This is a genomic window from Methylobacterium sp. Leaf102, assembly GCF_001422425.1.
Classification (GTDB): Bacteria; Pseudomonadota; Alphaproteobacteria; order Rhizobiales; family Beijerinckiaceae; genus Methylobacterium.
On the sequence record NZ_LMMX01000013.1, the window covers coordinates 13,765 to 39,971 of the forward strand.

Sequence of the window (26,207 nt, forward strand, 5' to 3'; positions counted from 1 at the left end):
TCGTGCCATCGACCGTGACCGGCACGGGCACTTCGCGTCGCGGCCAAGGAACCCTCGGGCGTTCGCCGTCTTGATGGAGGTATGTGCGTGACGCACGGGGCGATCGCCTCGGGCCGTGCATCACGTGGCGGAGGAATGGGATTTCATTCCTCAAAACGCAAAGGATTGATCATGGCGAACACGAATTCCACCTCGGGCCAGCGGCTCCACGAGACCCAGAACGGCACGAAGTCCAACGCCAAGCAGGTCTCGACCGACGCCCTCAACGCCCGTCTGGCCGACGGCATCGACTTGGCGCTGGCGGTGAAGCAGGCGCACTGGAACCTGAAGGGTCCGCAGTTCATCGGCATCCACGAGATGCTGGATGGTTTCCGCGCCGAGCTCGACGATTACAACGACAAGGTCGCCGAGCGCGTCACCCAGCTCGGCGGGACCGCCCGGGGCACGGCGGCGGCCGTCGCGGGTTCGTCGCAGCTCGCCCCCTATCCCCTCGACGCCTACGCCATCGCCGACCACGTCGCGGCGCTGATCGACCGCTACGCCGTCTACGCCAACGCCGTGCGCCAGAACATCGACGACACCGACGAGGCCGGGGATGCCGGCACGGCGGATCTCTTCACCGAGGTGTCGCGCGGCGTCGACAAGCAACTCTGGTTCCTCGAGGCCCATGTCCAGGAGCCCACCGGCCAGCTGCGCGACGGCGACCACGCCGGCAAGCGCTGACAGGCGACGAGCGCCGAACCGTTTCGCCGGTTCGCTGAAACGAAAAAGGGCGCCGGTCTCCGGCGCCCTTTTTCGTGGAACTCCGCCCAGGGCGCGCGTCCCCTACAGGAACGGCGCCGGGTCCCGTTCCGGCTTGGGCGGCCGGACGTCGTTGCGGTTCCACCAGCCGCCGCCGAGCGCCTGGAACAGGGCCGCGGTGTCGGCGTACTGGTTGGCGCGGGCCCCCGCCGAGGTGACGATGGCCGACAGGTAGGATTGCTGGGCGATGAGCACCTGGGTGCTGTTGATGGCGCCTGCGGTGTACTGCTTGCGGATGAGGTCGAGGCTCTGGCTCGTCGCCTTCTCGGCCGCGGCCGCCGCCGCCACGGCCTGAGCGTCGGATTGCAGCGCCCGCAGGGCGTCGGCGACGTTCTGGAACGCGCCGATGACCACGGCGCGGTACTGGGCCTGGGCCTGGTCCAGGGTCTCCTCCGCGGCGCGCTGGCGGCGGAACAGGGTGCCGGCGTCGAAGATCGGCTGGGCCACGGTGCCGACGATGCCGTAGAAGCTCGCCGCCGAACTCGCGAGCTGCGCGATCCGCACGGCGCTCGACCCGCCATTGGCCGTGATGTTGAACTGCGGCAGGCGGTTGGCGACGGCGACCCCCACGAGCGCGCTCGCCTGCTGCACGTTGGCCTCCGCCGCCTTCACGTCGGGGCGCTGCTGCACGAGGTGCGAGGGCAGGCTGACGGGGAGCCGGGTCGGCAGGCGAAGCGACGCGAGGGTGAAGGTCTGGGTGACTTCCTCGCTGGGCAGGCGCCCGACGAGGGCGGTGAGCAGGTTGCGCTGGAGCGCGAGCTGCTTTTCCAGCGGCGGCAGCAGCTGCATCGACACCGAGAGGGCGGCCTGCTGCACCACCACGTCGGCCCCGGCGATCTGCCCGAGGGAAAGCTGCTTGTTGTAGAGGGTCAGCACCTCGGTCTGGGCCTGGATCACCCGCTTCGTCGCGTCGATCTGGGCGCGCAGGGACGCCTCCTGGATCGCCGCCAGCACCACGTTGGCGGTCAGCGACAGGTAGGCGGCCTCGAGCTGGAAGCGCTGGTTCTCGGCCTGGGCCTCCAGCGATTCGATCTGGCGCCGGTTGCCGCCGAACACGTCGGGGGTGAACGAGACCGTCACCTGCGGGGTATAGAGGCTGTAGAACAGCTGGCGCTGGTCGTTGAGCGGGCTCTGGAGTTCGCCGCCCGGCACCTTCTGGCGCGAGCCGAGGCCGTTGAACCCCACCTGCGGGAACAGGGTGCCGCGCTGGGCCTCGACGTTCTGCTGGGCGATGCGCAGGGCCGCCTGGGCGGCGTCGAGGTTGGGGTTGTTGGCGAGCGCCTCCTCCACGAGGCGGTTGAGCGCCTTGGAGTGGAACAGGGTCCACCACTGGCCCGGCACGTCGGCCCCGGCGATGAAGTTCTGGTCGGCCGAGCCGCCCTGGCGGGTCACCACCTTGTCGGTGGCCGTCGGGTTGCCGAGGGGCTCGCGGGTGTAACGGGTCACCGGCGGATCGGCGGGGGGCACGAAATCCGGGCCGACCATGCAGCCGCCGAGGCCCGCCGCCAAGACCGTCGCCAGGCCCGCCACGAGGGCGGCGGCGCGGGCCGTACGCAGGAGCGCCATCCCGGATCCGTTCGTGGTGCGTCGCATGATGTGGCCGATCCCGCCGGACGTCCGACGCCCGTAGAGGCGACGCAGACCCGCGCGAGTCAACGCGACGGTTCGTGCGGGATCGACGCTTTCACGCCCCTGTGTCGCGCGCATCACGCGTACGCCTCCCGGGCCGCCGCGTGCGCGGCCTCCGGCGGGCGCATTCCCGGGGCCGGCTTGCGCCGCGAGAACAGCCCGATGAGGATCGGCACGATCACCAGGATGAGGTTGGGCGCGAGCATGATGCCGCCCACCACCACCAGCGCCAGGGGCTTCTGCACCTGCGAGCCGATGCCCGTGGAGACCGCCGCCGGCAGGAGGCCGACGCAGGCGGCGACACAGGTCATCATCACCGGACGCATGCGGACGTTGGCGGCGTGCCACACGGCGGCGCCCCGCTCCCAGCCCTCGTCGAGGAGCTGGTTGTAATAGGAGAGCAGGATCACGCCCTCCATGGTCGAGATGCCGAACAGCGCGATGAAGCCGATGGCCGCCGAGATGGAGAACGGCGTCAGCGTCAGGGCCAGGGCGAAGATGCCGCCGATCATCGCCATGGGAATCACGCTGAGCGTCAGCAGCATGTCGGTGAGGGAGGCGAAGTTGACGTAGAGCAGGAGCGCGATGAGCGCGATGGTGATGGGCACCACGACACTGAGGCGCGCCACGGCGTCCTGCAGGTTGGTGAACTGGCCGACCCATTCGAGGTGGAAGCCCGCCGGCAGGGGCACCTCCTGGGCGATCCGGCTCTGGGCCTCCAGCACGGCGCCGCCGAGATCGCGCCCGCGCACGGAAAACTTCACCGGGATGTAGCGCTCCTGGTTCTCGCGGTAGATGAACGCCGCGCCCGAGGTCAGCTCCACGGTGGCGATCTCGGAGAGCGGCACGGGGATCACGCCGCCGGCGGGATTCGGCGCCCCGATGGTGATGTTGCGGATGGTGGCGAGGCTGCTTCGGTATTCGGATGCGAGGCGCACCCGCATGGGGAAATGCCGGTCCGAGCCGTACTCGTAGAGGTCGCCCGCCGTCTGGCCGCCGATGGCCGCCTGGACGGTGGTGTTCACGTCGCCGGGCGTCAGGCCGAAGCGGGCGGCTTTCCGCCGGTCGATGTCGATGCGCACCGTGGGTTGGCCGAGGGAGGCGAAGACCGAGAGGTCGGCGATGCCGGGAATCTTGGCGAGCGACGCCTTCACGGCCTCGGCGGTGCGGGTGAGTTCGGTGAGGTCGCTGCCGTAGATCTTGACGGAGTTCTCGCCCTTCACGCCCGAGGCCGCCTCCTGCACGTTGTCCTCGATGTACTGGGAGAAGTTGAACTCGATGCCGGGGAACGCGTCGTCGAGCTGCTTCGACAGGGTGCGCACCAGGGTCTCCTTGTCGAGGCCGGCGCGCCACTGGTCGATGGGCTTCAACGGCGCCAGGATCTCGACGTTGAAGAAGCCGGTGGCGTCGGTGCCGTCGTCGGGGCGGCCCTGGTGGGACAGGACGGTGACCACCTCCGGCACGTCGGACACCATCTTGCGCAGGCGCTCGACGTAGGCGTTGCCGGCCTCCAGCGAGATCGAGGCCGGCATGGTGCCGCGGATGTAGAGGTTGCCCTCCTCGAGCTTGGGCAGGAATTCGAGGCCGAGGGTTCTGGCCGCGATGGCGGAGGCCCCGAGCATGGCCGCCACCACGAGGAGCGACAGCACCTTGTTGCGCAGGCCGAAGCGCAGGATGATCACGTGGCCGAAGCGCAGAAGGCGCACCACCAGGGTGTCGCGCTCCTCCACGTGTTTCGGCAGGATCAGGGCCGAGAGGGCGGGCGAGACCGTGAAAGTGGCGAGCAGGCCGCCGATGAGCGCGTAGGCGTAGGTCTTGGCCATGGGGCCGAAGATGTGGCCCTCGACGCCCGTCAGGGTGAAGAGCGGCAGGAAGCCGACGATGATGATGGTGGCCGAGAAGAAGATCGCCCGGTTCACCTCCGCGCCCGCGATGGCGATGGTGCCGAGCCGCCCGGTGAGGCCGCCCGGCGCCTCCTGGCCCTCGCTGTGCTCGGGTTCGGCCACGTGCCGGAACACGTTCTCGACCATGATCACGGTGGCATCGACGATGAGGCCGAAATCGATGGCGCCCAGCGACAGGAGGTTGGCCGAATCGCCGCGCAGGACGAGGATGAGGATGGCGAACCCGAGGGCGAAGGGAATCGTCGCCGCCACGATGATGGCGCTGCGCAAACTGCCCAGGAACACCCACTGCACCACGAAGACCAGGATCACGCCGAAGACGAGGTTGTGCATCACCGTGTGGGTGGTGGTGTGGATGAGCCCGCTGCGGTCATAGATCCGCTCGACCTTCACGTCGGGGGGCAGCAGGCCGCTGGCGTTGATCTTGTCGATCTCGGCTTCCACCAGTTTCAGGGTCGGCAGGCTCTTGCCGCCCCGGCTCATGAGCACGATGCCCTCGACGATGTCGTTCTGGCCGTCATGGCCGACGATGCCGAGACGGGGCGCGTTGGAGACGCGGATGTCGGCGACATCGCGCACGAGGACCGGCACGCCGGCCACCTGCGTCAGCATGGTGTCGCGGATGTCGTCCATGTCGCGGATGAGGCCGATGCCCCGCACCACCGCCGATTGCTCGCCGACGTTGAGGGTCTGGCCGCCGACGTTGATGCTCGAATTGTTGAGCGCGGTGACGAGCTGGACCAGGGTCAGGCCCTGCGCCTGCAGGCGGTTGAGATCGACGGCGATCTCGTATTCCTTGGTCTTGCCGCCGAACGCCGTGACGTCGACCACGCCCGGAATCGCCTTGAACCGGCGCTGCAGCACCCAATCCTGCAGGGTCTTCAGCTCCGTGGACGAGTAGCCCGCCGGCCCCGTCACCTTGTAGCGCATGATCTCGCCCACGGGGGAGGTCGGCGAGATCTGCGGCTGGGCCCCGCCCGGCAGGGGCGGCAGCTGCGACAGGCGGTTGAGCACCCGCTGCAGGGCTTCCTGGTAGGTGAAGTTGTAGTTGAACTGCACCTTCACGTCGGACAGGCCGAACAGCGAGATGGTCCGCACCACCGTGGCGTTGGGAATGCCGGCGAGCTGCACCTCCAGGGGAATGGTGATGTAGCGCTCGATCTCGTCGGCCGATTGCCCGGGATTCTGCGTGATCACGTCGACGAGCGGCGGCACCGGATCGGGATAGGCCTCGATGTTCAGCTGCGTGTAGCTGGCGTAGCCCAGCCCCAGCATCGCGAGGAACATGAGGAACACCAGCACGCGCTGGCGCAGGGCGAAGACGATCAGGCTGTTCATCGCGCGCGGGTCATGGTCGGCCGATCGGGGCTGGGAATTTCTTGGGGGACGGTAAGGGTCGTGCGGTCCGGCTCAGGACGCCTTGTCGCCGCTGACGGCGCGATCCATGAACAGGGCGCCGCGGGTGACGATCTCCTCGCCCGCCTTGAGCCCCTCCACCACCTGCACCATGCCCTGGCCGGCGAGGCCGAGGGTGACGGCGCGGGCCTCGATGGCGCCGTCGGGCCGGGCGACCCAGACCTGGGCGCGGCGGCCCTCGTAGACGATGGCGGAGGGCGGGATCGCCGGCGCGGTCTGGCCGGGGCCGGTGAAGATCGTGAAGGCGGCGAACATCTCGGGCTTGAGCACCCGGTCGGGGTTCTCGACCTCGCTGCGCACGGCGAGGCGCCGGGTCGCCGGATCGAGGGAGGCCGCCATGTAGTCGACCTTGCCCTTGAAGGCCCGCTGGCCGAAGCCCGCCACCCGGGCCTCAATGTCCTGGCCGAGGCGGATCTTCGGGATCTCGCTCTCGCGCACGTTGGCGACGAGCCAGACCGTCGAGAGGTCGCCGATGACGAAGACCGGCTCGGCCGAGGTGCTGAGATACTGGCCGATGCCGACCTTGCGCTGGACGATGGTGCCGGCGATGGGCGCGCGCAGCTGCGTCTCGGCGCTCAGGGTGCCCTTCTTCTCGTAGGCGGCGATGTCGGCATCCGACTTGCCGAGGATGCGCAGGCGGTTCTTCACCGCCTCCAGGCTCGCCTCGGCGGTCTTGAGGTCGCTCTGGGCGCCGATCACGTCGTTCTGGGCCGACTGGTAGTCCTTCAGAGCCACGGCTTTGGCCTGGAACAGCTCCTGCTGGCGGGCCGCGATGGTCACGTCGAGCTTCAGCAGGGCGGTGGTCTTGGCGATGGTGTTCAGCGCCGCCTGGTAGTCGCTCTGGGCCTGGACCATGTCGGTGGCCTCCATGGTCAGGAGCACGTCGCCGGCCTTCACCTCGTCGCCCGCCCGCACCAGCACCTTGGTGACCCGGCCCGCATAGGGCGAGGTGACCGGCACGTTGTCGTCGTCGTTGAGGGCGATGCGCCCCTCGGCCGTGCCCTCGGGCCGGAACGTCACGGCCCGGACGGGGGCGATCTCCAGGGCGGTGCGCTGGGCCGGGTTCGGGCGGAACACCCGCGCGACGGTGTCGGCGCGGCCGCCGACGGTGTCGGCCGCCTCCTCGGACGGGCCGGAGATCTGGGCCATGCGCTCGCGCACCGTGGTGAGCACCCATCCGGCGAAGGCCGAGTCGCGCTCCGACCAAGCGACGGCGCCGAGACCGGCGCAGATCACCAGCCCGAGCAGGACGATGAGTTTGGAGATGCCCTTCCGGGGACCTGTGGACATGGCGGCACTTTCCGGCGGTCGGCGCGAAGGCGTTCTCGAGGGGGGCTCGTCCCGTTGTCGGGTCGTATCCCAAGGACGGGATTCATGACGGCGCAATGACGCCGGAATGGGGGCACGGACAAAAGCCCGTGATCGCCGGCGGCTAACCCATGTTAGCCTCCGGGCCGGCGCCGACCGTGTCTTCGGCCGTGTCTTGCCGGTTCCGGCCGGGCGTCGTGCGGGCCACGTCTAGAAATCCGCGTGCAGGCGGGTGCCGAAGAAGTGCGCCGGGCCGCGGTCCCGGTTGTAGGCGGGGTTCGCCACGAACTGGTAGTCGGCCGTCAGCACCAGGGCCTTGCCGAGGCTCAGCGCGTAGTAGGCCTCCACCGCCCGCTCGGGCGCGTAGGTGAGCCGCCCGTCGCCGATGAGCAGGCCCAGCCCCCCGTTGGCGAAGTAGTCGCGGTGGGACGGCGAGAGCTGGTTCATGGACGTGCCGAGGCCGACGGTGTCGCTCGGGCGGCCCCATTGGCTGCCCTTGAGGGAGACGCCGCCGGAAAAACTCCGGTCGATGTCGGTGAAGGACAGGTTCTCGTTGCGCCCGTCGGCGGCGCTGGCGCGGGCGAACACGCCGAGATCGTCGGTGACCGCCTGTTCGAGGTTGACGTAGACGCCGCTCTTGCGGCGCGGGCGCCGGGTCGCCGCCACGGCGTCGTTGATGTCGTCGAAGGTGCCCGCCTGGGCGAGGCCGACCACCTCGCGGTAGCGCGCGCTGTTGCCGACGTTGGAGAAGGCACCGAGGCGCAGCTTGCCCGGCCGGTCGAGGAACGGCAGCACGTGGCGCTCCTCCAACTCGATGGTGAAGCCGCCGCGCTCGAACACCCGCGGGTCGAGCACGTCGCTGGACGGCTCCTTCGGCACCTGGGTGTAGGCGGCCCGCAACGCGAATTCGGCACGGTTGTACTCGACCAGAATCCCCTGCGTGTAGCCGGGCAGGTTGGCGGGGAAGTCCCAGGCCGCCGAGCTCCACAGGCCCCAATTGGCGAAATCCACGCGCGGGTCGTGGGCGTAGCGGTTGCCGTCGAAATAGTCGCCCATGGCGAACTTGCCGGCGATGAATGTGATCCGCTCGACGTCGTAGGTGTTGGCGATCTGGTTTGGGCCGTCGGGCAGGGTCTCGGTCTCGCCACCGAGACCGAAGGTCTGGCGCACGAAGTAGCGGGCGGAGCGCAGCTTCGGGAACGGCGCCCCGGCCTTCTGCGCCTCGCCGTTGGTGAAGCCGGCGACCCCGAGGGTGCGGCTGAGGCCGAAGCCCTGGGAGAATTCCGGGTTGTAGTAGAGCTCGGTGCTGTCCGTGAGCTTCAGGCCGAGGAACAGCGTCGCCGTGGTCGTCGCCTGCGCCTGGTGCGGCACGAGGCTGTTGGGGCCGCTGTAGGGCGCACGGAACCCCGCCACGGCCTGGTTGAAGAACGTGGTCTGGCCGTGGAGCGAGAAGCGCTCGCCGAGCACCGGGCCGGATTCTTCCGCCTCGTCGGGCAGGCGCAGGCCGCCCGGATGCCAGCTCAGGCGCGCCATCACCTCGTTGGCGATGAAACCGGCCCGGGTCGAGACCGGGCCGCCCGCCGCCCCCGGCACCGTGCCGAGGTCGAACCGGCCGCTGCCGCCGAGATCGTTGTAGCGGTAGTCGATCCCGAGGCTGAAATGCTCGGAGACGGCGAACTGCACGCCGGCCCCGAGGGTGAAGCCGAGATAGGTGCGGTCGCGCCGCGCGGTGCCGACCGCGCCCGTCGCGGGGTCGGGATAGGTCGCGAGGAACCGCGCCTCGGCCCCCGTGAGCCCGAAGGTGGCGTAGATCAGCGACCGCTCGAAGGCGACGCCGAGGCGCCCGCGCACGGCACCCAGCACGTCGGACTTGACCCGAATGAGGCTGAAGGCCGGATCGACGGCCTCGGTGCCGAAGCCCGGCGCCGTCGAGGCCACGGGTCGCTTGAGGTTGCTCCCGAAGAGGTCGGCCTCCACGCCCGCGAGCCACGGGCCGGTCTGCCAGTTGTAGCCCGCGAAGGCGCCGCCGACGGCGGTGGTGGCCTCGCGGCTGCGGTCCGAGCGCCCCGTCGCGTCCCCGGTCCGGAAGGCCGGGACTGCCCGGCCCCCGACGGTGGTCCGGCCGAAATCGAAGGCGCCGAACGAGGCCCCGGCGCTGCCCTCGATCCCGAGATAGACGCCGCTCCAATCGACGAAGGCGGGCGCGACGCGGGGTGCGGCGGCCAGATCGGCGGCTCCGGCCGCCGGGGCGAAGCTCAGGCCGACCGCCAGCGTGGTCGCCCCCGGGAGCCTGCGGAACGAACGGGGAAGGAACGGCATCGGTGGCGTCTCGGACGGGCTGGATCGCAGGCCCCGCCGCATTACCCCGGCCGAATGACCCCCACATGTCGGGCGGGGACGCGGAATCGGACCGGTGTGGAAGGGTGTCGGGGAAGGGTGTCGGGATTGTATCGGCCGGCCACGCTTTTTCACATGTCTTAATCCCTCGCCCGGTCGAAGCCGCGTCGGTGGCGCCGGATTGTTGCCTTCGCGCCACGGTCGCGCCGGGAGGCCGCACCTGCGGCAGGACGCCATGCGGCGCGCGCGTTCGCCCGATGCCATGTCGCCAGATGCCATTTCGCCCGCGAGGGGCGCGGCTGCGGCGGACGATCGGGAGCACGATGGGACGAACGAGTGGGGTGAGGGCCGGGGCCATGGCGGCGCTCGCCCTGGGCGGTGCCGGCATGGCGGCGCCGGTGCAGGCCGGGTCGTCGGCGCAGCCGGGCCAGACCGTGGGCCTGCCGGCCGGCGCGCCGTTCGCGGTCGGCCTGTACTTCGTCAACACGTCGAGCTTCGGCATCCGCAGCACCGAGCCGCGCGGCACCGAACTCAACATCAACCTGCCGAGCTTCATCTGGGCGACGCCCTGGACCGTGGCGGGCGGGCGCCTGCAATTCGTCGTGCTCCAGCCCATCGCGGCCTCGAGCACCCGGGGCGCGGCCTACCAGAGCGGCTTCGGCCAGACCCTGCTGGCCGGCCAGATCGCCTGGACCCTCGGCGAACACGTCCATGCGAGCTACCTGCTCGGCGCCTACCTGCCGAGCGACACCCGGATCGTGATCCAGAACGCGGTGCTGCACCAGCGCTTCGCCGTGACCTACAACGGCGACGGCCTCAACCTCACGGCGCACGCCCTCTACGGCACCGTGCTGGAGACGGTCTCGCCGCTGGGCACCGCGTATTACCCCGACTTCCTCAACCTCGACCTCACGGCGACGAAGAAGTTCGGGAAGTGGGAGGTCGGCCCCGTCGCCTTCGGCTCGACGGATCTGCCGACGCGCAACCCCGCCTACAAGCGCCAGGGCCAGGTCGCCGTGGGCGGCCTCATTGGCTACGATTTCGGCCCCGTGAACCTCCAGGCCTATGTCACCCGCGACGTGGTCCAGAGCAATTACGGCGGCCGCGACACCCGCGGCTGGCTGCGCGCCATCGTGCCGATCTACAAGGACGCCGAGGCCGCCCCGTTGCGACCCGTCTTCGGGCGCTGATCCGCGTCTACGCCAGAAGACGTGCCCGTCGCCCGACCCACAGGGTGCCGGCCGCACCCGCAAATAGGGCGAGGCCGAACACCCAGCCGGAGACGGCGCCGGCCATGATCCCCGACAGCAGGGTGCCGACGCTGCAGCCGAGCCCGGTCATGGCGCCCCAGCCGAGGAGGAGCCCGCCGATGAGGCCGCGCCCGATCTGGCTCGGCGTCGGCATGGCCGGGCGGAACTGGCCCGCCGCGAGGGCCGCCGCGAGGGAGGCCAGCACGAGGCCGCCGATGAACAGGCCGTTGGGCGTCAGCACCGCGTCCCGCACGGCCGTGGCGCAGCCCCGGAACGTATCGAGCCCCTCCAGGCGCTCGGGCAGCAGCCCGAAGGCCCCCGCCGCCTGCCGGCTGCGTCCGCCGATCTCGGCCGTGACCCCGAGGGGGCCGACCCGCAGGTAGGCGAGGGTCGCCAGCGCCCCCACCGCCAACCCGCCGAGCCAGACCGGCCAGCGGACGACGAACACCGCGTGCCAGGGGCTCGTTGGCGGCAGGTGGCTCTGCGGCAGGTGGCTCTGCGGCAGGTGGCTCTGCGGCAGGTGGCTCTGCGACAGGTGGCTCTGCGACAGGTGGCCCGGCGGCGCCACGGCTTCGGGCGCCGGCAGGCGGCGCAGCAGGAGCAGGGCGAGGGCGCCGAGCACCGCCAGGGCGGCGACGAGGCTCCCGGCGTAGCCGAGGTGGCGCGGCAGCCACAGGACCGGCGCCTCTGAGACGCTGGCGAGGTAGAGCGGATTCCAGGTGGCGAACCCGAGGGCGAAGCCGAGGCCGGTGCCCAGCAGCGCGAACGGCGCCGTCGGCGAGCCTTCGCCCAGGCGGTAGAGATGCGCGCCGATGCAGGAGCCCGAGATCGCCATGCCGGCCCCGAACACCGCGCCGGCAAGCACGAGCACCGGTCCCACCGGGCCGATATGGGCGTCGGGCGGCAGGCGCGCGCCGGACGGGTCCGGCATCCAGGCGCCCAGCACCACGGTATAACCGGCGATTCCCGCCGCGAGGGCGGCCAGGATGCCGAGCATCCCGCGCGGATCGCCCGTGACGAGGAGGTCGCGCCACTGGCAGTAGAAGCAGAAGCGGCTGCGCTGGAGCACGAAGCCGAACAGGGCGCCGAAGGTCAGGGACAGGGCGAGCCGCCCGCCCCCCGGTTCGCCCGCGAGGGTGTGGGCCGCAAGGGCGAGGCCGCCCGCGATGGCGAGCGCCCCGGCGACCCGCAGGGGGGCGCCCCCGTCCGTCCGGACGGAGGCGTTCGATGGGGCGGGCGGCGCAAGGGGGCGCGCCGCGACGCCGTCGCTCACTTGCCGCCCCAGACGGTCCCGGCGAGGTTCACCACGGGCACGCCGACGGTGTTGCCGTACTCGGTCCACGAGCCGTCGTAGTTGCGGGTCGGGTAGCCGAGGATGCGGCTGAGGACGAACCATGAGTGGCTGGAGCGCTCGCCGATGCGGCAGGAGGTGATGATCGGCTTGGTGCCGTCGATGCCGGCCGCCGCGTAGAGGGCCTTGAGTTCCGCCGGAGACTTGATCGTCCCGTCGGCGTTCACCGCTTTGGCCCAGGGCACGTTCACCGAACCGGGGATGTGGCCGGCGCGGATGGCGAGTTCCTGCACCCCGGCCGGGGCGATCACCTTGCCGCTGAACTCGTCGGGCGAGCGGATGTCGAGGATCTGTTCGTTGCGCTCGCGTTTGGCCACCGCCAGCACGTCGGCGAGGCGGGCGCGCAGGGCCGGCGAAGCCGGCGTGACGGCGAAGGCCGAGGCCGCGACCTCGGGGTTGCGGGTGTCGAGGGGGCGCTTCTCGGCCTCCCACTTCTTGCGTCCGCCATCGAGCAGCTTGACGTTGTCGGTCAGGCCGTACTGGGCGAACACCCAGGCGCCCCAGGCGGCGAACCAGTTGTTGTTGTCGCCGTAGAGCACCACGGTGGTGTCGCGGTCGATGCCCAGCCGCCGCACCAGGGCGGCGAACTTGTCCGGCCCGGCGATGTCGCGGCTCACGGTCTCGACGAGGTCCGTGTGCCAGGCGACGTTCTGGGCGCCGGGGATGTGTCCGCGCTCGAACACGCCCGGATCGACGCTGACCTCGACGATGCGGAGCTTCTTCGCCTCGAGGTTCTTCTCCAGCCATTCCGTGGAGACCAGGGGGCTCGCCGTAGACTGTGCGGCGTTCGGTTGGGTCGCGGCCACGGGCTCCTGCGCGGCGACCCCGAACGCGGGTGTGAGCACGGTCAGGGCGAACGCGAACAGGCAGGCGGATTTTCGCAGCACGGGAGACACTCCGGGATCGCACACAGTCTCCCGAACCCCCCGGTGCGACCGGGAGATTCGAGACCTGCAAGGTCAGGATCGGCCTCGCCGCCGGACGCCTGATTTCGCGATGGAGGATCACTGATCGGACCAGCAGTGCGGCGGCGAACCATCGACAATGTCGCCTTGCCGCATGCATCAAGTCAAAGGAATGCTGTTCTGTATTACGTTCGGGTGCAGCAAGTCTATCGCCCCGAAACCCTTGGTTTCATGAAGGATTATCTTGGCGGCTCGAACGTGCGGCCGTTCGGGGAGCCAATCGCCCTCAGCGCTCGACCCGGAGGCTCCCGACGAAGCGCCGCGCGACCTCGCGCACGGCCTCGTCGTCGCGCTCGTCCGCCGGACCCTTGTCCCAGAGATGATCGAGGCTGCCTTCGAGATCGTCGAGCAGTTCGGGATGACGCTGGGCGAGGAACCGGATGGTTCCGAACAACAGGTGTTCGACGGCCATCTCGCGGCGTCGGGCGTCGATGATCTGCTGGGCGGGGTCGGTGCTGTGCTGGCTCATGGCGTTCCAACCGGCGGACCGCCCTCGGGTTCGACGGGCGGCCTCCCCCATGATGCCGCATGGCGTCCCGGGCGGTCAGGCCGTCATCTGGGGGGCCGGCTGGGATCGGCGTGAAGCCCCCCGTGGGAGCGCATCCCCGTGCGGGGGCACGAACGGCTGCACGAGGACGCGCCGGCCGCTGAGGTCGTGGACGCTGACGTACCAGGTGGACCAGTCCGTCTCCCCGTCGAGGCGGCCCATCAGGTCCTGCGCCACGCTTTCCGCCCAGCGGGTCACGCGGCCGGGTGCGCGGATGTCCTTGCCGACGGCGTCGAACACGAAGTCCGAGCCGTTCATCGCATGGAAGCGGTAGCGGGCCATGGAGGTCCCTCCCTGTCGTGATCGCGTCGGACAACGCACGAGTTCATGATATGTTCTTGTTATATGACGGGATTCGCCGCAGGCAAGCGGCGGCCTCCCGCAAAGCCGCGCGTTCCGGAAGAAAAGCCCGGGTCACGTCCAGTACAGCACCCGCGCCATGGGCAGGTGGCGCCCCAGCATCTCCGTAAGGGACGCGCGCAGGGTCCGCATGGTCTCGGCGGGGTAGACGTACTTGGTCGAGCTGAACTTCGTCAGCTTGCGGGTGCGCGCCGCCTCGTCGAGGTCGAGGTCGCTGCCCGGATACCAGTCGCGCAGGACGGTCTTCGAGCCGGGCGTGAACCGGTGGGTGATGAGTTCCGCCGTGAGATCGAGGTCGGGGATTCCGGCCAGCGCCGCGGCGATGCGGGCGAACAGATCGTCGTAGCCCGCCGGCCAGTCGGCGAAGGGCTGGATCGGCGCCACCGTGAGCCCGACGCGGTAGCCGTCGCGGGCGAGGCGCGCGAGCCCGTCGAGGCGGGCCTGGAGCGGGCTGGTGCCGCCCTCGAAGCGGATCAGCCCTTGGGCGTTCACCGACATGCGGACCCGCACCCGCCGTCCGTGCGGCAGGCCGATGAGGGGCGAGACGTCGCCGAACTTGCTGGTGAAGCGCAGCTGCACCGGCGCGTCCCAGCGCCCGAAGAACCGCACGGCCTCCGACAGGCTGCCGGTGAGGTGCTCGATGCCGAGGGGATCGGCGTAGCAGGAGCCCTCGAAGGTGGTGCCCTCGTGCGCGCGCTCGGACGACACGGAGGTGACGCCGCCGCTGCCGAGATGCGCCGGCAGCACGGCGAGGATCTCGTCGACGTTCGCGTAGACGCGGGTGATCGGCGGGCCGCTGAGCGAGCCGGCGAGGTAGCAGTACTGGCAATGGGCGTGGCAGCCCTCGGCGAGGTCGAAGCGCCAGTCGGCCGAGGGCGGGATCGGCTGCAGCCGGCGCTTGCTCGGGGGCGCCACCACCACCGCGAGGGTACCCTTGGCGGCGCGGTAGGCCGCGCGCGGGTCGTCGTGCTTCGGGGCGACCAGGCGATCGCCGGCGAGTTCGACCACCTCGGCGCCGAGGGCGGCGGCGCGCTCGGCGATGGCCCGGCCATGGGCGAACCCGCGGGCCGCGCGGGTGACGAGGACGCGCTGGGGCCGCCACAGGCGGGGCGGGGATGCGGCGGCGGGGGACGGCGAGGGGAGGGGCATGGTCGCGGCGCCTGCTGGGCGACCGCGCCCGCCCGCCGGCCGGGGCCGGCTCGGTCGAACGACGGTTCGTCCGGTACGGTGATGAGTCCCTTTAGGAAATAGGGATCGGCGACCGGATGGCGATGCCCCGCGCGTGCGACAGCTTGCGCAAGCGGGTCCGGGTCCGCATGACAGGCGAAGCCGCCCACCCCGGGCCCCCCGACCCCGGGCCCCCCAATCCAAGGACCACGCATGCACGGACCCGGACGGACAAGTAGCCGCGTGGCCCGAACCGTGGCGGGCGCGCTGGCGATCCTGGCCGGCTTCGCGGCCCGGCCTGCGGCGGCCATCACGCCGGTCGACGTCGTGGGCGTGGAGAGCTGCGACGCCTTCCTCGACGCGTATGCGCGATGCGCCGCGAGCCCGGGCGTGCCCGAGGCGGCCCGGCCCGGCATTCGCCAAGGCATCAACACCCTGCGGGAGAGCTTCCGGAGTGCCGTGGCGCGCGATGCGTCCGCCCGCCCGACGGTGGCGTATCAATGCGCCCAGGCCCACGAGGCCGTACGCCGGAGCCTGACCGAGGCGTTCCGGTGCGACTTCCCGGCCCTGGCCCCGGCCGCGCAGGCCCTGCTGCAGACCCCGAACGCGCCGCCCTCCGGACGGGCGCCGGCCCGTGCGCCCGCGCCCCCGAACCCTGAAGCTCAAGTCCTGGCCCAAGTCCTGGCCAAGGCCAATGCCTACACGGAGGTGCAGAACCACCTCGTCCGCTCCCACCCCCTGGAGCGGCAGCTCGCGGACTACCGCCGCGACAACGAGCGGGTCCTGAAGCTCGGGACCAAGCTCGGCACCAACGCCTGGTACCATTTCGGCATCGTCGATTTCGACGGGGTCCTGGACGAACTGGACACGGCGATCGCGCTGCCCGGGACCGTGCCGGAGATCGACGCCGAGGCCGCGCGCCTGCGCGACGCCCTGCGCGCCCTCAACCCGACCCTGAAGGCCCTGACCCGCTACCAGACCACCCGCGAGTTCAAGGAGGACGGCTACCGCTTCGCCCGCGAGCAGCATCCGATCCTCGTGCCCCGCGTCGAGGCCGCCGCCAAGGCCATGGACGCCTACGGCACCGCCCTGTTCGAGCGCGAGATCGCCCGGGACGAGGCGCGCCTCGCCGCGCTGCCCGAGGACGCGCCCGCCCGCCGGCTCCTGTCCACCAGCCTCGCCCTGCGCCGGGCGGTGCGGCGGTTCGAGGCCCTGGGGCCGAAGGCCGACGTGGGGCCCTTCCTCGCCGCCCTCGCGGCGGTGTCGACGGCCAACGCGCAGCTCGGCGCGACCCTCGACGCCCTGAGCCCGAAGGCGAATTCGTCCTGCACCGGCTACACCGACACCGTCGCCCGCGTGATCGGGCACGGCCGCGACGTCGCCCGCGACATCCGCGCCAAGGGCGATCCGAGCCAGCCGGCCCAGCTCTTCGGCGAGACCTACAACCGCTCGGTCCGCGACCTCGAATCCTGCCACCGCAACGAGGCGCGCGTCCGGCCGGGTTAGAAACCCGGCCGGACGCGCATCCCCCACCAAACCCGCGAGGTCTCCCCATGCGTTCCGGTCGTCGCTTGTCCGAACGGTGGTTCAATTTCGTGCTGTGGCTCGTGGCCCTCGCCTTCGCGGTGTTCCTCATCGGCCTCGGCGCCCTCGTGGTCGGCGACCTGCCGCAGGTCGAGCACCGCTTCACCCTCGAACAGTTCCTCGACCGGGAGCAGGCCCGAGCCTCGACGGACGCCCTCAAGGCGATCCGCCGCGCGCAGGACGACGCCCGGCGGCAGGCCGAGCAGGCGCAGCTCGCCCTCGACGCCGCGCGCTCGGCCTCGGAGGCCGCCCGCGAGACCTTCGCCAACTGGCTGAAGACCCGCGACGCCACCCGGCGCGTCGACCAGGACCCGGCCCTCATCGCCCGCACGGAGGGGCTCGACGCCCTGAAGGCGGCCGAGCGCGCCGTGGAGGAGCGCCTGGAGGCCCTGAACCGCACCGCCCTCGACCTCTCCGAGCGCGAATCCGCGCAGGACGCCGTCGAGGCCGAGCTGCGGGGCGCGGCCCAAACAAAGCTCGACGCGGCCGAGCACGGCCAGGAGCTGCGGGTGTTCGGCTACCGCCTCGCCCTCACCCTGCCCCTGCTGGCACTCGCCGGATGGCTGCTCGCCCGCCGCCGCCACACCCGCAACTGGCCCTACGTCTGGGGCTTCGCCCTCGCCGCCGCCTTCGCGTTCTTCGTGGAGCTGGTGCCCTACCTGCCGAGCTACGGCGGCTACGTGCATTACGGCGTCGGGGTGATCGTGACGTTCCTCGTCGGCCGCACGGCGATCAACGCGCTCCACGCCTACAACGAGCGCCAGAAGGCGGCGGAAGCCCGCCCCGACGCCGAGCGCCGCACGGAGATCGCCACCGACCAGGCCCAACTCCGCCTCGCCAAGAAGGTCTGCCCCGGCTGCGAACGGCCCATCGACCTCGCCAACCCGGCCGCCAATTTCTGCCCGCATTGCGGCATCGGCGTCTTCGAACGCTGCCCGGCCTGCGACCACCGCAAGAGCACCTTCGACCGGTTCTGTTATTCGTGTGGGACGGTGGGTACGCCTGGACCGGCGCCGGTGTGATGTTTGGGGTGGAGGCGGGGGATTGCTTTGGATCACCCGGCCGCGAGGGAGGCCGTCTCGGTCCAGCCTCGCGGCTTTATGCGGTATTGTGCAGCGAACTCACCCAAAAGCGTGGAGGTGAGGGCTTTGGTGCCTGCTCTCGACCGAGATCGGTGTGGACAAGTGCCCAGCGACACATCATGACGTCTTGTCGCAGGCGACAGGTCCTCTCTGTTAAGGAGTGTGGATAAAATTTATGTTCCGTATATGTTCTTTAGGCGCTAGGGTGACGTTTCGTTTCGTGTTCAGGGGAGATCGGTGAAAACGGCGGATCCAATTCCGACGCGCCTACTAAAGGCGAAAGTTCACTCCATTGCCGAGAATGCGGCCGCACGCCTTAAGTTTAAGCCCGGCGATGCTATGGAGCCCCTTGTTGTAAGGCTGGGGGGGCGGATTGAGTATAAAACTGCCGAGGTAACTGCTACCAAGTTACCCGAGTCCATTGTTGTTCGTTCGATGAATGATTTTACTATATTTTTACCTAGCGTAACCTCCGTAGTGCGCGATAGATTTACGATTGCGCACGAATTAGGTCATCTTTTCTTGCACTACCCGATAGTAGCCGCTGCGGGCGCAGGAGTAGTAATGACTGCAACTCGTTGGGTTAAAGAGGATAATGAGGCTCTGAAGCGCGCAGAATGGGAGGCTAATTGGTTTGCTGCTGCCTTTCTAATGCCTTCGGAAGAATTCTCTCGCATTTACCAGTCTATGGACCGGTCTAGCGACTTAACGGCGGCGCATTTTGGTGTAAGTCCTAAGGCAGCAGAGATACGCGCTCAGTCGCTACGGATCTAGTTAAATGGGTGAATGCCCCGAGTATCGTGTCCGTTTGTTTATGTCCGTGGATTTAGTCGGGTCGACAGCTTTTAAAGCAAAGCATGGCGATAGACGTGACCCTGGCGAGCCATATCCAGTTTGGCTAAACCGCACAAAAAGCTTTTATCGCCAATTCCCCAATTTGATGAATGGTCACTACAAAGACTATTTGCCAACTTATGATGGGAGCGAAAATTTTTCGGATAGAGTGCCAAAGGTTTGGAAGACGGTTGGGGATGAAATAATATTTTGCATTCGCATTGTGTGCCTTGAGCATCTTGCCTGCTGCGTCCGATCTTTCACCAAAGCTCTTTCGGAGTATGGTAGTCTAATCAATGAACAAGAACCCGAATTAGATGTGAAAGGTTGCACTTGGATAGCATCCTTTCCAGCGCCAAATGCAACTGTGACATCTGCAAGCCGTTTTTCTCTTGACCCCAAACAAGGCATCATTGGGGACCAATTGAATGAGGAAGACGAAAAAAATGCCGACATAAATCCCAGTGAGTACGATTTTCTGGGAAAGCAAATCGATACAGGATTTAGAGTATCAAAATTTGCACAAGCCCATGAGCTGGGGCTTTCGATTGATTTAGCGTGGCTCTTGACCATGCTAAGGCACATGGATTTAGTCGATTATCAGTTTACGTATAGGGGCAAGGAACAACTAAAGGGCGTTATTGGTGGGGCTCCGTATCCAGTAATCACCGTACAAACCGAACGGTCGCCTGAAAAACGAGAGCTTGATTCGCTCGAACGGTCCGTTTCTGGACTCTCTTTTGCTGAACCCATTAGTCTCAGAAACTATATACATCAATTTATGCACCAGCATAAAGTAGAAATTCCCATCATTCCCTCGGCTCGTGATAAATTTGACATTGAAAAGCTTCCCCAGTGCTACAAAGACCTAACCGCCGCGTGGGAAGTTGGAATTATCGAAGAAGGCAAGCGCACTCAATCAAACGAAGAGGCTGAGGCATTTGTGGAGCCAAGCCAATTTGTGCCTGCGCCGCCAGAGACGCCATCGAATATTGATGAGATAAATATGGCGATTGATAAGCTGGTTGAGGTATACTGGTCAAAAGGACAGACTTAGAATATTGCGGAAGGTTTATATGTGTATACCCTTGTGCTCACCAAAACTTTTAATCCGTCCTTGCACTGCTGCTTTGTAAGAGCCTGAATAAGGCGGTAGGCTATGGACGGGACTCGGTTGAGGACGGCGCCCGTGATGAGAGTGTATTGCTTCCTGCTGCTCACTCGGAGATGGCTCTCGCGCCAAGCCATTTCAGCAGCGTAGGCGTCGAGGTAGAGGGCGGCAACGAGGTGATGCACGTCTATCTCAGCGCCTGCGCAGGCGGGAGGGGACCCGCGCTATCCGCGAGATATGAGAATTCGATTTCTTAGTCGGCACGAGGGTGGGGCGAGCCGCATCAGGCTGAGCAGAATCATTCATCGGATAAGGCCCCCACCCTTGACCCCCGCCCCCCAATCCACAACAAGAGAACAAACACCGAACAGTTCGCCGCGCCCGAGACGCGAGGGCCGATGTCGCGCGAGACCGAAGCCACGACCGACGCCAGCACCGCGCTCACCCGGAAGATCATCCACATCGACATGGATGCGTTCTACGCCTCCGTGGAGCAGCGCGATGATCCGGCTCTGCGGGGGCGGCCCCTGGCGGTGGGCGGGTCGCGGGAGCGCGGCGTCGTCGCGGCGGCGAGCTACGAGGCGCGGGTGTTCGGCGTGCGCTCGGCGATGCCCTCGGTGACGGCCCGGCGGCTCTGCCCCGACCTCGTCTTCGTCAAGCCGCGCTTCGACGTCTACAAGGCGGTGTCGGCCGAGATCCAGGCGGTGTTCTCCGAGCACACGGCGATCATCGAGCCGGTCTCCCTCGACGAGGCCTATCTCGACGTGACCGAGAACCTCCGGGGGCTGCCCACCGCGACCGCGGTCGCCCGGGCCATCCGGGCCGAGATCCTGGCCCGCACCGGCCTCGTCGCCTCGGCGGGGGTCTCGTACAACAAGTTCCTGGCCAAGGTCGCGTCCGACTACCGCAAGCCCGACGCCCTGTTCGTCATCACCCCCGCCATGGGCCCGGCCTTCGTCGAGGCCCTGCCCATCGGGCGCTTCCACGGGGTCGGCCCGGTGACGGAGGCCAAGATGAAGCGCCTCGGCATCCTCACGGGCGGCGACCTCCGGGCGCGCTCGCTCGCCGAACTCCAGGCCGTGTTCGGCAGCGCGAGCGGGTATTACCACGGCGTCGCCCGGGGCATCGACGAGCGCCCCGTGCGGGCGCACCGCATCCGCAAGTCGGTGGGGGCCGAGACCACGTTTTCGGAGGACACCACCGCGTTCGACGTGCTGGCCGAGCGGCTTCAGCCGCTCCTCGACAAGGTCTGGACCACCTGCGCGGGCAAGGGCGTCGCCGGCCGCACCGTGACCCTGAAGCTGAAGTTCTCGGATTTCGAACAGATCACCCGGGCGCGCTCCCTCGGCGCGCCGGTCGCCAGCCGCGAGGCGATGGCGCAGGTCAGCCTCGGGCTCCTGCGCGATGTGTTCCCCCTGCGCCGCAGCGTGCGGCTGATCGGCGTGTCGCTCTCGGGCCTCGACACCGGCGCGGGCGAGGCCCCGCGCCAGCTCGGCCTCGCCGTATGAGGCCCCCCGCCTACCGGGCCGGCGGCTGCCAGGTGGCGAGGGCGGAGGCGTCGACGGGGCGGGGCAGCAGGCCCTCGGCCCGGAAGGCGTCGGCGATCTTTTGCTGCTCCCCCAGGGCCGCCCGGGTGACGGGTTCGACCCGGTAGCTGCGGCGGGCGTTGGCGCGCACGATCACGTCGGCGTCGATCTTCCACAGGGGCGCCAGGCGGGCGGCGGCGGCCTCCGGCTCGGCCTTCACGAAGGTGCCGGTCTCGGCGAGCTTGGCGAACAGGATGCCGAGGACGTCGCCGGATTTGGCCACATAATCGTCGGCCGCGAGGTAGTAGCGCGTGTAGAGCGACAGGCCGGCGCCGTCGCGCAGGACCCGCGCGCCCGATTGCTGGCGGGCCGCCGACAGGAACGGGTCCCACGCCACCCAGGCCTCGACGCCGCCGCTCGCCAGGGCCGCGCGGCCGTCGGCGGGGGTGAGGTAGGCGGGGGTGATGGCCTTGAACGAGAGGCCGGCTTCGGCGAGCGCCGCCAGCAGCAGGTAGTGGCTGCCCGAGCCCTTGGTCACGGCGACCCGCCGGCCCTTGAGGTCGGCCACGGATGTGAGCGGCGAATCTCCCGGCACCAGGATCGCCTGGGCCTCGGGCGAGGGCGCCTCCTGGGCGATGTAGGTGATCTTGGCCCCCGCCGCCTGGGCGAAGAGCGGCACCGTGTCGGCGACATCCGCCGAGACGTCGATCTGCCCGGCGTTGAGGGCCTCCATGATCGGCAGGCCGCTGGTGAACTCGTGCCAGGACACCGTGACGCCCGCCGGCTTGAGGGCGGTCTCCAGGCCGGCATCCTGGCGCAGCAGGGCGATGAGGGTCGAGGAGCGCTGGTAGCCGATGCGCAGGGTCCGGTCGGCGGCCTCGGCGGGCCCGAGGCCGAGGGAGGCGATGCCGAGGGAGAGGAGGGCGGCCCCGGTCATCACGGCGGCCCGCAGGGCGGATTTCAGGGAACGATGCATGGGTGCCTCGCAAGGGGGGGAAGGGGTGAGGAGGGTGGGGCTCAGCGCAGCGGGATGTCGCGCGGCGGGCGCAGGCCTTCGCCGCCCCGGTCCCGGCGCGGGCGCGGCCGGGCCGCCTCGGGCGGCCGCGAGGGGTAGTTCGACGCGAACGGGTTCGGCGGCACGGTGTCGGGGGCCGGCGCGTGCCCGCGGCCCTGCGCTCCGGCGGGTCCACTCGCGGGTCCGCACACCGAGCCGCAGGCCAGCCCTGCGAGGATCAGGGCACGAAAGGCGGACAGGCGCATGGGCGGACCTCGGGGGCGAACGGCGACGACGGCTTGGACCCCATACCCCGGCCGCCCATATGGGGCGAGGCCCCGCGGGACGTCGCACGCGCGACAGCGAGGATCCGGGACAGGAGACGCCGCATGGAGCCCCACACCTTCGAGCAGGACGGCGTGACCTACGAGGTCCGCTTCACCCGCGAGGCCGAGGCCTGGATCGCCCGGATCCGCCGGGCCGGCGAGGCGACGGCGCAGATCGTCGCCTTCCCGCACGGGCGCGGCTACGATTCCGACGACGTCCGCGCCTCCCTCATCGCCGGCTGCGAGGCGGCGGTGCCGAACCTCCCCTGGGCGGCCGTCACCCGGCATTAGGGGGCGGCGATGGGCTCAGGCCCGGTGGGCCAGCAGCCAGACCACCGCGACGGCCAGGGCCAGGGCGACGAGCTTCCAGAACAGGACGGGGTCGCGCTCCAGCAGGGCCGCCGGCCGCAGGCCCGGCAGGGCGGCGTTCGGGGCACGCAGGTCCGCCACGAAGGCCGAGGCGGCGTCGTAGCGCAGCGCCGGGTTCGGATGCACGGCCTTGCGCAGGGCGGCGTCGACGAAGGGCGGCAGCCCGGCGCGGGCGGCGGCGACGGAGACGTAGTTCAGCCGCCGCCCGCGCGCCTCCGTGACGGCCTGCGCCGCCTTGGCGCCGTAGGGCAGGCGCCCGGTGAGCATCTGGTAGGCGATGACGCCCACGGAGAACAGGTCCGAGGCCGGCGTCGCCGGGTGGCCCGCGAGGCACTCGGGCGCCGTGTACTGGATCGTGCCGAGGGCCGGTTCGCCCGCTTCCGAATCCTCGGCGATGCCAGCGACCCGCGTCGAGCCGAAATCGATGAGGCGCACGGTGCCGGCCGCGTCGAGGAGGATGTTGGCGGGGCGCAGGTCCCCGTGCACCATCTCGCGCCGGTGGAACGCCTGCACCCCGCGGGCGATCTGCTCGAGGAGGCCGCGCACGGTTTCGAGGCCCGGCGCGGGGTTGTCCCGCAGCCATTGGGCCAGTGTCTGGCCTTCGACGTAGTCCATCACCGTGTAGAGGTGGCTGCGGGGGCGGGTCTGCACGGGGGCCGTCAGCACGTGCGGGCTGTCGATGCGCCGGGCGATCCACTCTTCCATCACCATCCGGCGCAAACCCGCGGGATCGCCCTGCAGGTCCGTCGAGGGCATCTTGAGGGCGACCTGCGCGCCGGTCTCCCCGTCGAGGGCGAGGTAGACGTGGCTGCGGTGGCTCGCGTGCAGAGTACGCAGCACCTGGTAGCCGTCGAACAGGGCCGGCGGGTCGAGGAGCGGGGCCGGGGGCAGGTCCGCGCTCCGGCCGAGATGCTCGGCCGGAGCGCCGTCGGGCAGGGCGTCGATGCGCACGATCTGGACGGTGAGGTTGTCGCCGCTGCCGTTCTCGTAGGCACGCCTGACGATCGCTTGGGCGGCCCGGTCGAGATCGTCGCCGTGCCGGGCCACCTCCGCCGCCATGGCCTCGGGCCGCACGTGCTCGTGCACGCCGTCGGTGGTCAGGAGGAAGACGTCGCCGCGCTCGAGGCCGACCCGGCGATGGTCGATCTCCACGTGGGCGGCGGCGCCCAGCGCCCGGCCGAGATAGGATTCGGTGGCCGACAGGACCACGCGGTGGTCCTCGGTGAGGTCTTCGAGGGAGCGCCCCGACACCCGCGACACGCGGGCATCGCCGACGTGGAAGATGTGGGCCGTGCGCGACCGGAGCACGAGGGCGCTGAAGGTGGTGACGTAGCCCCGATCCCGGCCGCCCTCGGGGTCGTGCAGGTGGCGGTTGCGCCGGGTCTCGGCGTGGAGCCACGAATTGGTGGCCGCGATGACGCGCTGCGCCGAGGTCTTCACCGACCAGGTTTCGGGGGTGTCGTAATAGTCCGACAGGAAGCTCTTGACCGCCGTCTCGCTGGCGATGTGGCTGACGGGGCTGCTGCCGATCCCGTCCGCGATGGCGATGGCGGCGCCCTTGAGGGCGAGGGCGGGGCGCCCGGGGAGGGCGGCCCCGTGGAAATCCTGGTTGGTCTCCTTGCGGCCGCGTTCGCTGTGCTGGCCGAGGGAGAGCGTCAGGTCCTGGGGCATCGTCCGGGAATCATCGAGGAACGGTGGGCCGGGCCCCGCGCTGCGAGGCCCGGACGGTCGTGCCGGATTCGGTGTCTCTCACAAAACGCCCGCTGCACCGAAGGGCTCGGCGTGAGAACCGGTCGTGACCGGGAGTATTGTGAGGCACGCTCAGGCCGCGTGGCGGCGCTCGATCCCGACCACGTTCCGCTTCGGGGCGGTGCGGACGTGGGTGGTGTAGAGGGTGAGGCCCGTGAAGGCGAGGCCGCCGACGAGGTTGCCCAGGACCGTCGGGATCTCGTTCCAGACGAGGTAGTCCATGATCGAGAAGTGGCCGCCCATGAGCAGGCCGAACGGGAACAGGAACATGTTCACCACGGAATGCTCGAAGGTCATGTAGAAGAACAACATGATCGGCATCCACATGGCGATCACCTTGCCGCTGACCGTGGTCGAGATCATCGCGCCGACGACGCCCGTCGAGACCATCCAGTTGCACAGCATCCCGCGGATGAAGATCGTGAACCAGCCCCCCGTGCCGTGCGCGGCGTAGCCGACGGTGCGGCGCTCGCCGATGCCCGCGATGAAGGTGCCGACCTGATCGGGCGGCGCGGTGAAGCCGAAGGTGAACACGAAGCCCATCATCAGGGCGACGGTGAGCGCACCGAGGAAGTTGCCGACGAACACGAGGCCCCAGTTGCGCAGCACGCCGCGCCAAGTGACGCCCGGGCGGCGGTCCAGCAGGGCCAGGGGCGCGAGCACGAACACGCCCGTGAGCAGGTCGAAGCCGAGCAGGTAGAGCATGCAGAAGCCGACGGGGAACAGGGCCGCGCCGAGGATGGGGATGCCGGTCTGCTGGGTGATGGTGACGGCGAAGACGGCGGCCAGCGCCAGGATCGCCCCGGCCATGTAGGCGCGGATCACGGTGTCGCGGGTCGACATGAAGACTTTGGATTCGCCGGCGTCCACCATCTTGGTGACGAACTCCGCGGGCGCGAGATAGGCCATTGCTTGTCCTTCTTCTAGTTCGAGGCTCCTGCGGGGCCGCCGGATTCGTCGCGAACGATCCGGCCCGCCACCACGCGTCGTTGCGCGGCTCGCAGAGGGCACCGGGCGGTCCATGGGACGCGCCCGACGCCTGTCGAAATTCGACGAGGCAAGATTCGCGCCTTTTGAATACACGCTCCGATGGGGCAGCTTCGACGGCTCCGCCGGTGGGGTTGGGCTCCGTGACTCCGACGGAGTTCGCGAATCCGCCGTGTGAATCCGGCCACCCGGACGGCGAAGGCCCTCACCGAAACCCGAAGCGCCGGCTACCCGCCGGGAAAGGCCCGACCGGGAACCACCCGCGGCCCGCATCGGTTCGCCCCCGACAACACGAGGACCAACCCCATGACGGACGTCACCTATCGCATCGTCGAGCACGACGGCGGCTACGCCTACAAGGTCGGCGACGTGTTCTCCGAGACCTTCCCGAGCCACGACGAGGCGCTCCAGGCGGCCCAGGCCGCGGCGGCCGAGCAGCAGGTGCCGGGCTCGACCGAAGGCATCCGCTATCAGGACGGCGCGGGCGCCTGGCACGACGAGACGGCGCAGGGCAACGACCGCCCCGTCGCGAAGGTCGTCGAATAGGCCGCTCCTCGATCGGACTCTCCGCGGAGTCCTTGGACCAAAGGCCACGGGGCCGGGGTTTGCA

Annotated in this window: 22 protein-coding genes and 1 pseudogene; 9 read left to right on the plus strand and 14 right to left on the minus strand. The window is 69.3% G+C overall.

Annotation, left to right across the window (positions count from 1 at the left end; genetic code table 11):
* Positions 1-171 precede the first annotated feature (171 nt).
* Positions 172-723 (plus strand): DNA starvation/stationary phase protection protein Dps, encoded by a 552-nt coding sequence (dps, locus tag ASF27_RS10230; protein ID WP_056265194.1) that lies wholly within the window; start codon positions 172-174, stop codon positions 721-723.
* A 102-nt stretch (positions 724-825) separates the two neighbouring features.
* Here the strand turns inward: dps and ASF27_RS10235 are convergent, their stop codons facing one another.
* The 4 genes from ASF27_RS10235 to ASF27_RS10250 all read right to left on the minus strand — a co-directional run bounded on the left by ASF27_RS10235 (position 826) and on the right by ASF27_RS10250 (position 9,377).
* Entirely contained in the window at positions 826-2,394 is a 1,569-nt protein-coding gene (locus tag ASF27_RS10235) for an efflux transporter outer membrane subunit (RefSeq protein WP_244474274.1), read from the minus strand.
* 113 nt (positions 2,395-2,507) lie between these two features.
* Positions 2,508-5,672 (minus strand): CusA/CzcA family heavy metal efflux RND transporter, encoded by a 3,165-nt coding sequence (locus ASF27_RS10240; protein ID WP_056170989.1) that lies wholly within the window; start codon positions 5,670-5,672, stop codon positions 2,508-2,510.
* A gap of 72 nt (positions 5,673-5,744) precedes the next feature.
* Positions 5,745-7,040, minus strand: coding sequence for an efflux RND transporter periplasmic adaptor subunit (locus tag ASF27_RS10245; RefSeq protein ID WP_056170991.1), 1,296 nt, complete (start codon positions 7,038-7,040; stop codon positions 5,745-5,747).
* 228 nt (positions 7,041-7,268) lie between these two features.
* Positions 7,269-9,377 carry a carbohydrate porin gene (locus tag ASF27_RS10250; RefSeq protein ID WP_082478961.1) on the minus strand — a complete coding sequence of 703 codons (2,109 nt, stop codon included), beginning with the start codon at positions 9,375-9,377 and terminating at the stop codon, positions 7,269-7,271.
* A 374-nt stretch (positions 9,378-9,751) separates the two neighbouring features.
* Between ASF27_RS10250 and ASF27_RS10255 the strand changes: the two genes are divergently transcribed.
* Entirely contained in the window at positions 9,752-10,585 is an 834-nt protein-coding gene (locus tag ASF27_RS10255; protein WP_244480973.1) for a transporter, read from the plus strand.
* 7 nt (positions 10,586-10,592) lie between these two features.
* On the opposite strand, the gene ASF27_RS10260 is transcribed toward ASF27_RS10255, so the two are convergent.
* The 5 genes from ASF27_RS10260 to ASF27_RS10280 form a co-directional block, all read right to left on the minus strand.
* On the minus strand, positions 10,593-11,918 hold the full coding sequence (locus tag ASF27_RS10260) for a YeeE/YedE thiosulfate transporter family protein (protein WP_082478963.1): 1,326 nt from the start codon (positions 11,916-11,918) through the stop codon (positions 10,593-10,595).
* Positions 11,915-12,802, minus strand: coding sequence for a sulfurtransferase (locus ASF27_RS10265; RefSeq protein WP_244480974.1), 888 nt, complete (start codon positions 12,800-12,802; stop codon positions 11,915-11,917). Before ASF27_RS10265 ends, ASF27_RS10260 begins: the two co-directional genes overlap by 4 nt.
* A gap of 385 nt (positions 12,803-13,187) precedes the next feature.
* A complete protein-coding gene (locus ASF27_RS10270) occupies positions 13,188-13,430 on the minus strand; it encodes a hypothetical protein (RefSeq protein WP_200918754.1) in 243 nt (80 codons plus the stop codon).
* A 75-nt stretch (positions 13,431-13,505) separates the two neighbouring features.
* Complete coding sequence (locus ASF27_RS10275) at positions 13,506-13,790, minus strand: hypothetical protein (protein ID WP_244480971.1); 285 nt, start codon at positions 13,788-13,790, stop codon at positions 13,506-13,508.
* A gap of 132 nt (positions 13,791-13,922) precedes the next feature.
* Complete coding sequence (locus ASF27_RS10280; RefSeq protein WP_056359809.1) at positions 13,923-15,017, minus strand: spore photoproduct lyase family protein; 1,095 nt, start codon at positions 15,015-15,017, stop codon at positions 13,923-13,925.
* A 261-nt stretch (positions 15,018-15,278) separates the two neighbouring features.
* On the opposite strand from ASF27_RS10280, the gene ASF27_RS10285 reads away from it, so the two are divergent.
* The 4 genes from ASF27_RS10285 (at position 15,279) to ASF27_RS22185 (ending at position 19,592) form a co-directional block, all read left to right on the plus strand.
* Complete coding sequence (locus ASF27_RS10285; protein WP_056359812.1) at positions 15,279-16,541, plus strand: DUF3829 domain-containing protein; 1,263 nt, start codon at positions 15,279-15,281, stop codon at positions 16,539-16,541.
* 47 nt (positions 16,542-16,588) lie between these two features.
* Positions 16,589-17,641 (plus strand): zinc ribbon domain-containing protein, encoded by a 1,053-nt coding sequence (locus tag ASF27_RS10290; RefSeq protein ID WP_056171004.1) that lies wholly within the window; start codon positions 16,589-16,591, stop codon positions 17,639-17,641.
* A 297-nt stretch (positions 17,642-17,938) separates the two neighbouring features.
* Entirely contained in the window at positions 17,939-18,475 is a 537-nt protein-coding gene (locus ASF27_RS21530; protein WP_156467496.1) for an ImmA/IrrE family metallo-endopeptidase, read from the plus strand.
* A gap of 4 nt (positions 18,476-18,479) precedes the next feature.
* A complete protein-coding gene (locus ASF27_RS22185) occupies positions 18,480-19,592 on the plus strand; it encodes a hypothetical protein (RefSeq protein ID WP_156467497.1) in 1,113 nt (370 codons plus the stop codon).
* Positions 19,593-19,747: 155 nt separating this feature from the next.
* On the opposite strand, the pseudogene ASF27_RS23085 reads toward ASF27_RS22185, so the two are convergent.
* Positions 19,748-19,843, minus strand: a pseudogene (locus tag ASF27_RS23085) (IS1595 family transposase); the annotation flags it as partial.
* 201 nt (positions 19,844-20,044) lie between these two features.
* Between ASF27_RS23085 and dinB the strand changes: the two are divergent.
* On the plus strand, positions 20,045-21,154 hold the full coding sequence (dinB, locus tag ASF27_RS10295) for a DNA polymerase IV (protein ID WP_056359814.1): 1,110 nt from the start codon (positions 20,045-20,047) through the stop codon (positions 21,152-21,154).
* 10 nt (positions 21,155-21,164) lie between these two features.
* On the opposite strand, the gene ASF27_RS10300 is transcribed toward dinB, so the two are convergent.
* Together ASF27_RS10300 and ASF27_RS10305 are read right to left on the minus strand one after the other, a co-directional pair.
* A complete protein-coding gene (locus ASF27_RS10300) occupies positions 21,165-22,148 on the minus strand; it encodes an aliphatic sulfonate ABC transporter substrate-binding protein (RefSeq protein ID WP_056359818.1) in 984 nt (327 codons plus the stop codon).
* 41 nt (positions 22,149-22,189) lie between these two features.
* Positions 22,190-22,432 (minus strand): hypothetical protein, encoded by a 243-nt coding sequence (locus ASF27_RS10305; RefSeq protein ID WP_056359821.1) that lies wholly within the window; start codon positions 22,430-22,432, stop codon positions 22,190-22,192.
* Between the two features lie 123 nt (positions 22,433-22,555).
* On the opposite strand from ASF27_RS10305, the gene ASF27_RS10310 reads away from it, so the two are divergent.
* Complete coding sequence (locus tag ASF27_RS10310) at positions 22,556-22,783, plus strand: hypothetical protein (RefSeq protein WP_056171013.1); 228 nt, start codon at positions 22,556-22,558, stop codon at positions 22,781-22,783.
* Between the two features lie 15 nt (positions 22,784-22,798).
* Here ASF27_RS10310 and ASF27_RS10315 read toward each other — a convergent pair whose 3' ends face one another.
* A complete protein-coding gene (locus ASF27_RS10315) occupies positions 22,799-24,532 on the minus strand; it encodes a bifunctional protein-serine/threonine kinase/phosphatase (protein WP_056359823.1) in 1,734 nt (577 codons plus the stop codon).
* Between the two features lie 150 nt (positions 24,533-24,682).
* Positions 24,683-25,519 (minus strand): formate/nitrite transporter family protein, encoded by an 837-nt coding sequence (locus ASF27_RS10320; protein ID WP_056171018.1) that lies wholly within the window; start codon positions 25,517-25,519, stop codon positions 24,683-24,685.
* 384 nt (positions 25,520-25,903) lie between these two features.
* On the opposite strand from ASF27_RS10320, the gene ASF27_RS10325 reads away from it, so the two are divergent.
* A complete protein-coding gene (locus ASF27_RS10325) occupies positions 25,904-26,143 on the plus strand; it encodes a hypothetical protein (protein WP_056171051.1) in 240 nt (79 codons plus the stop codon).
* Positions 26,144-26,207 lie beyond the last annotated feature (64 nt).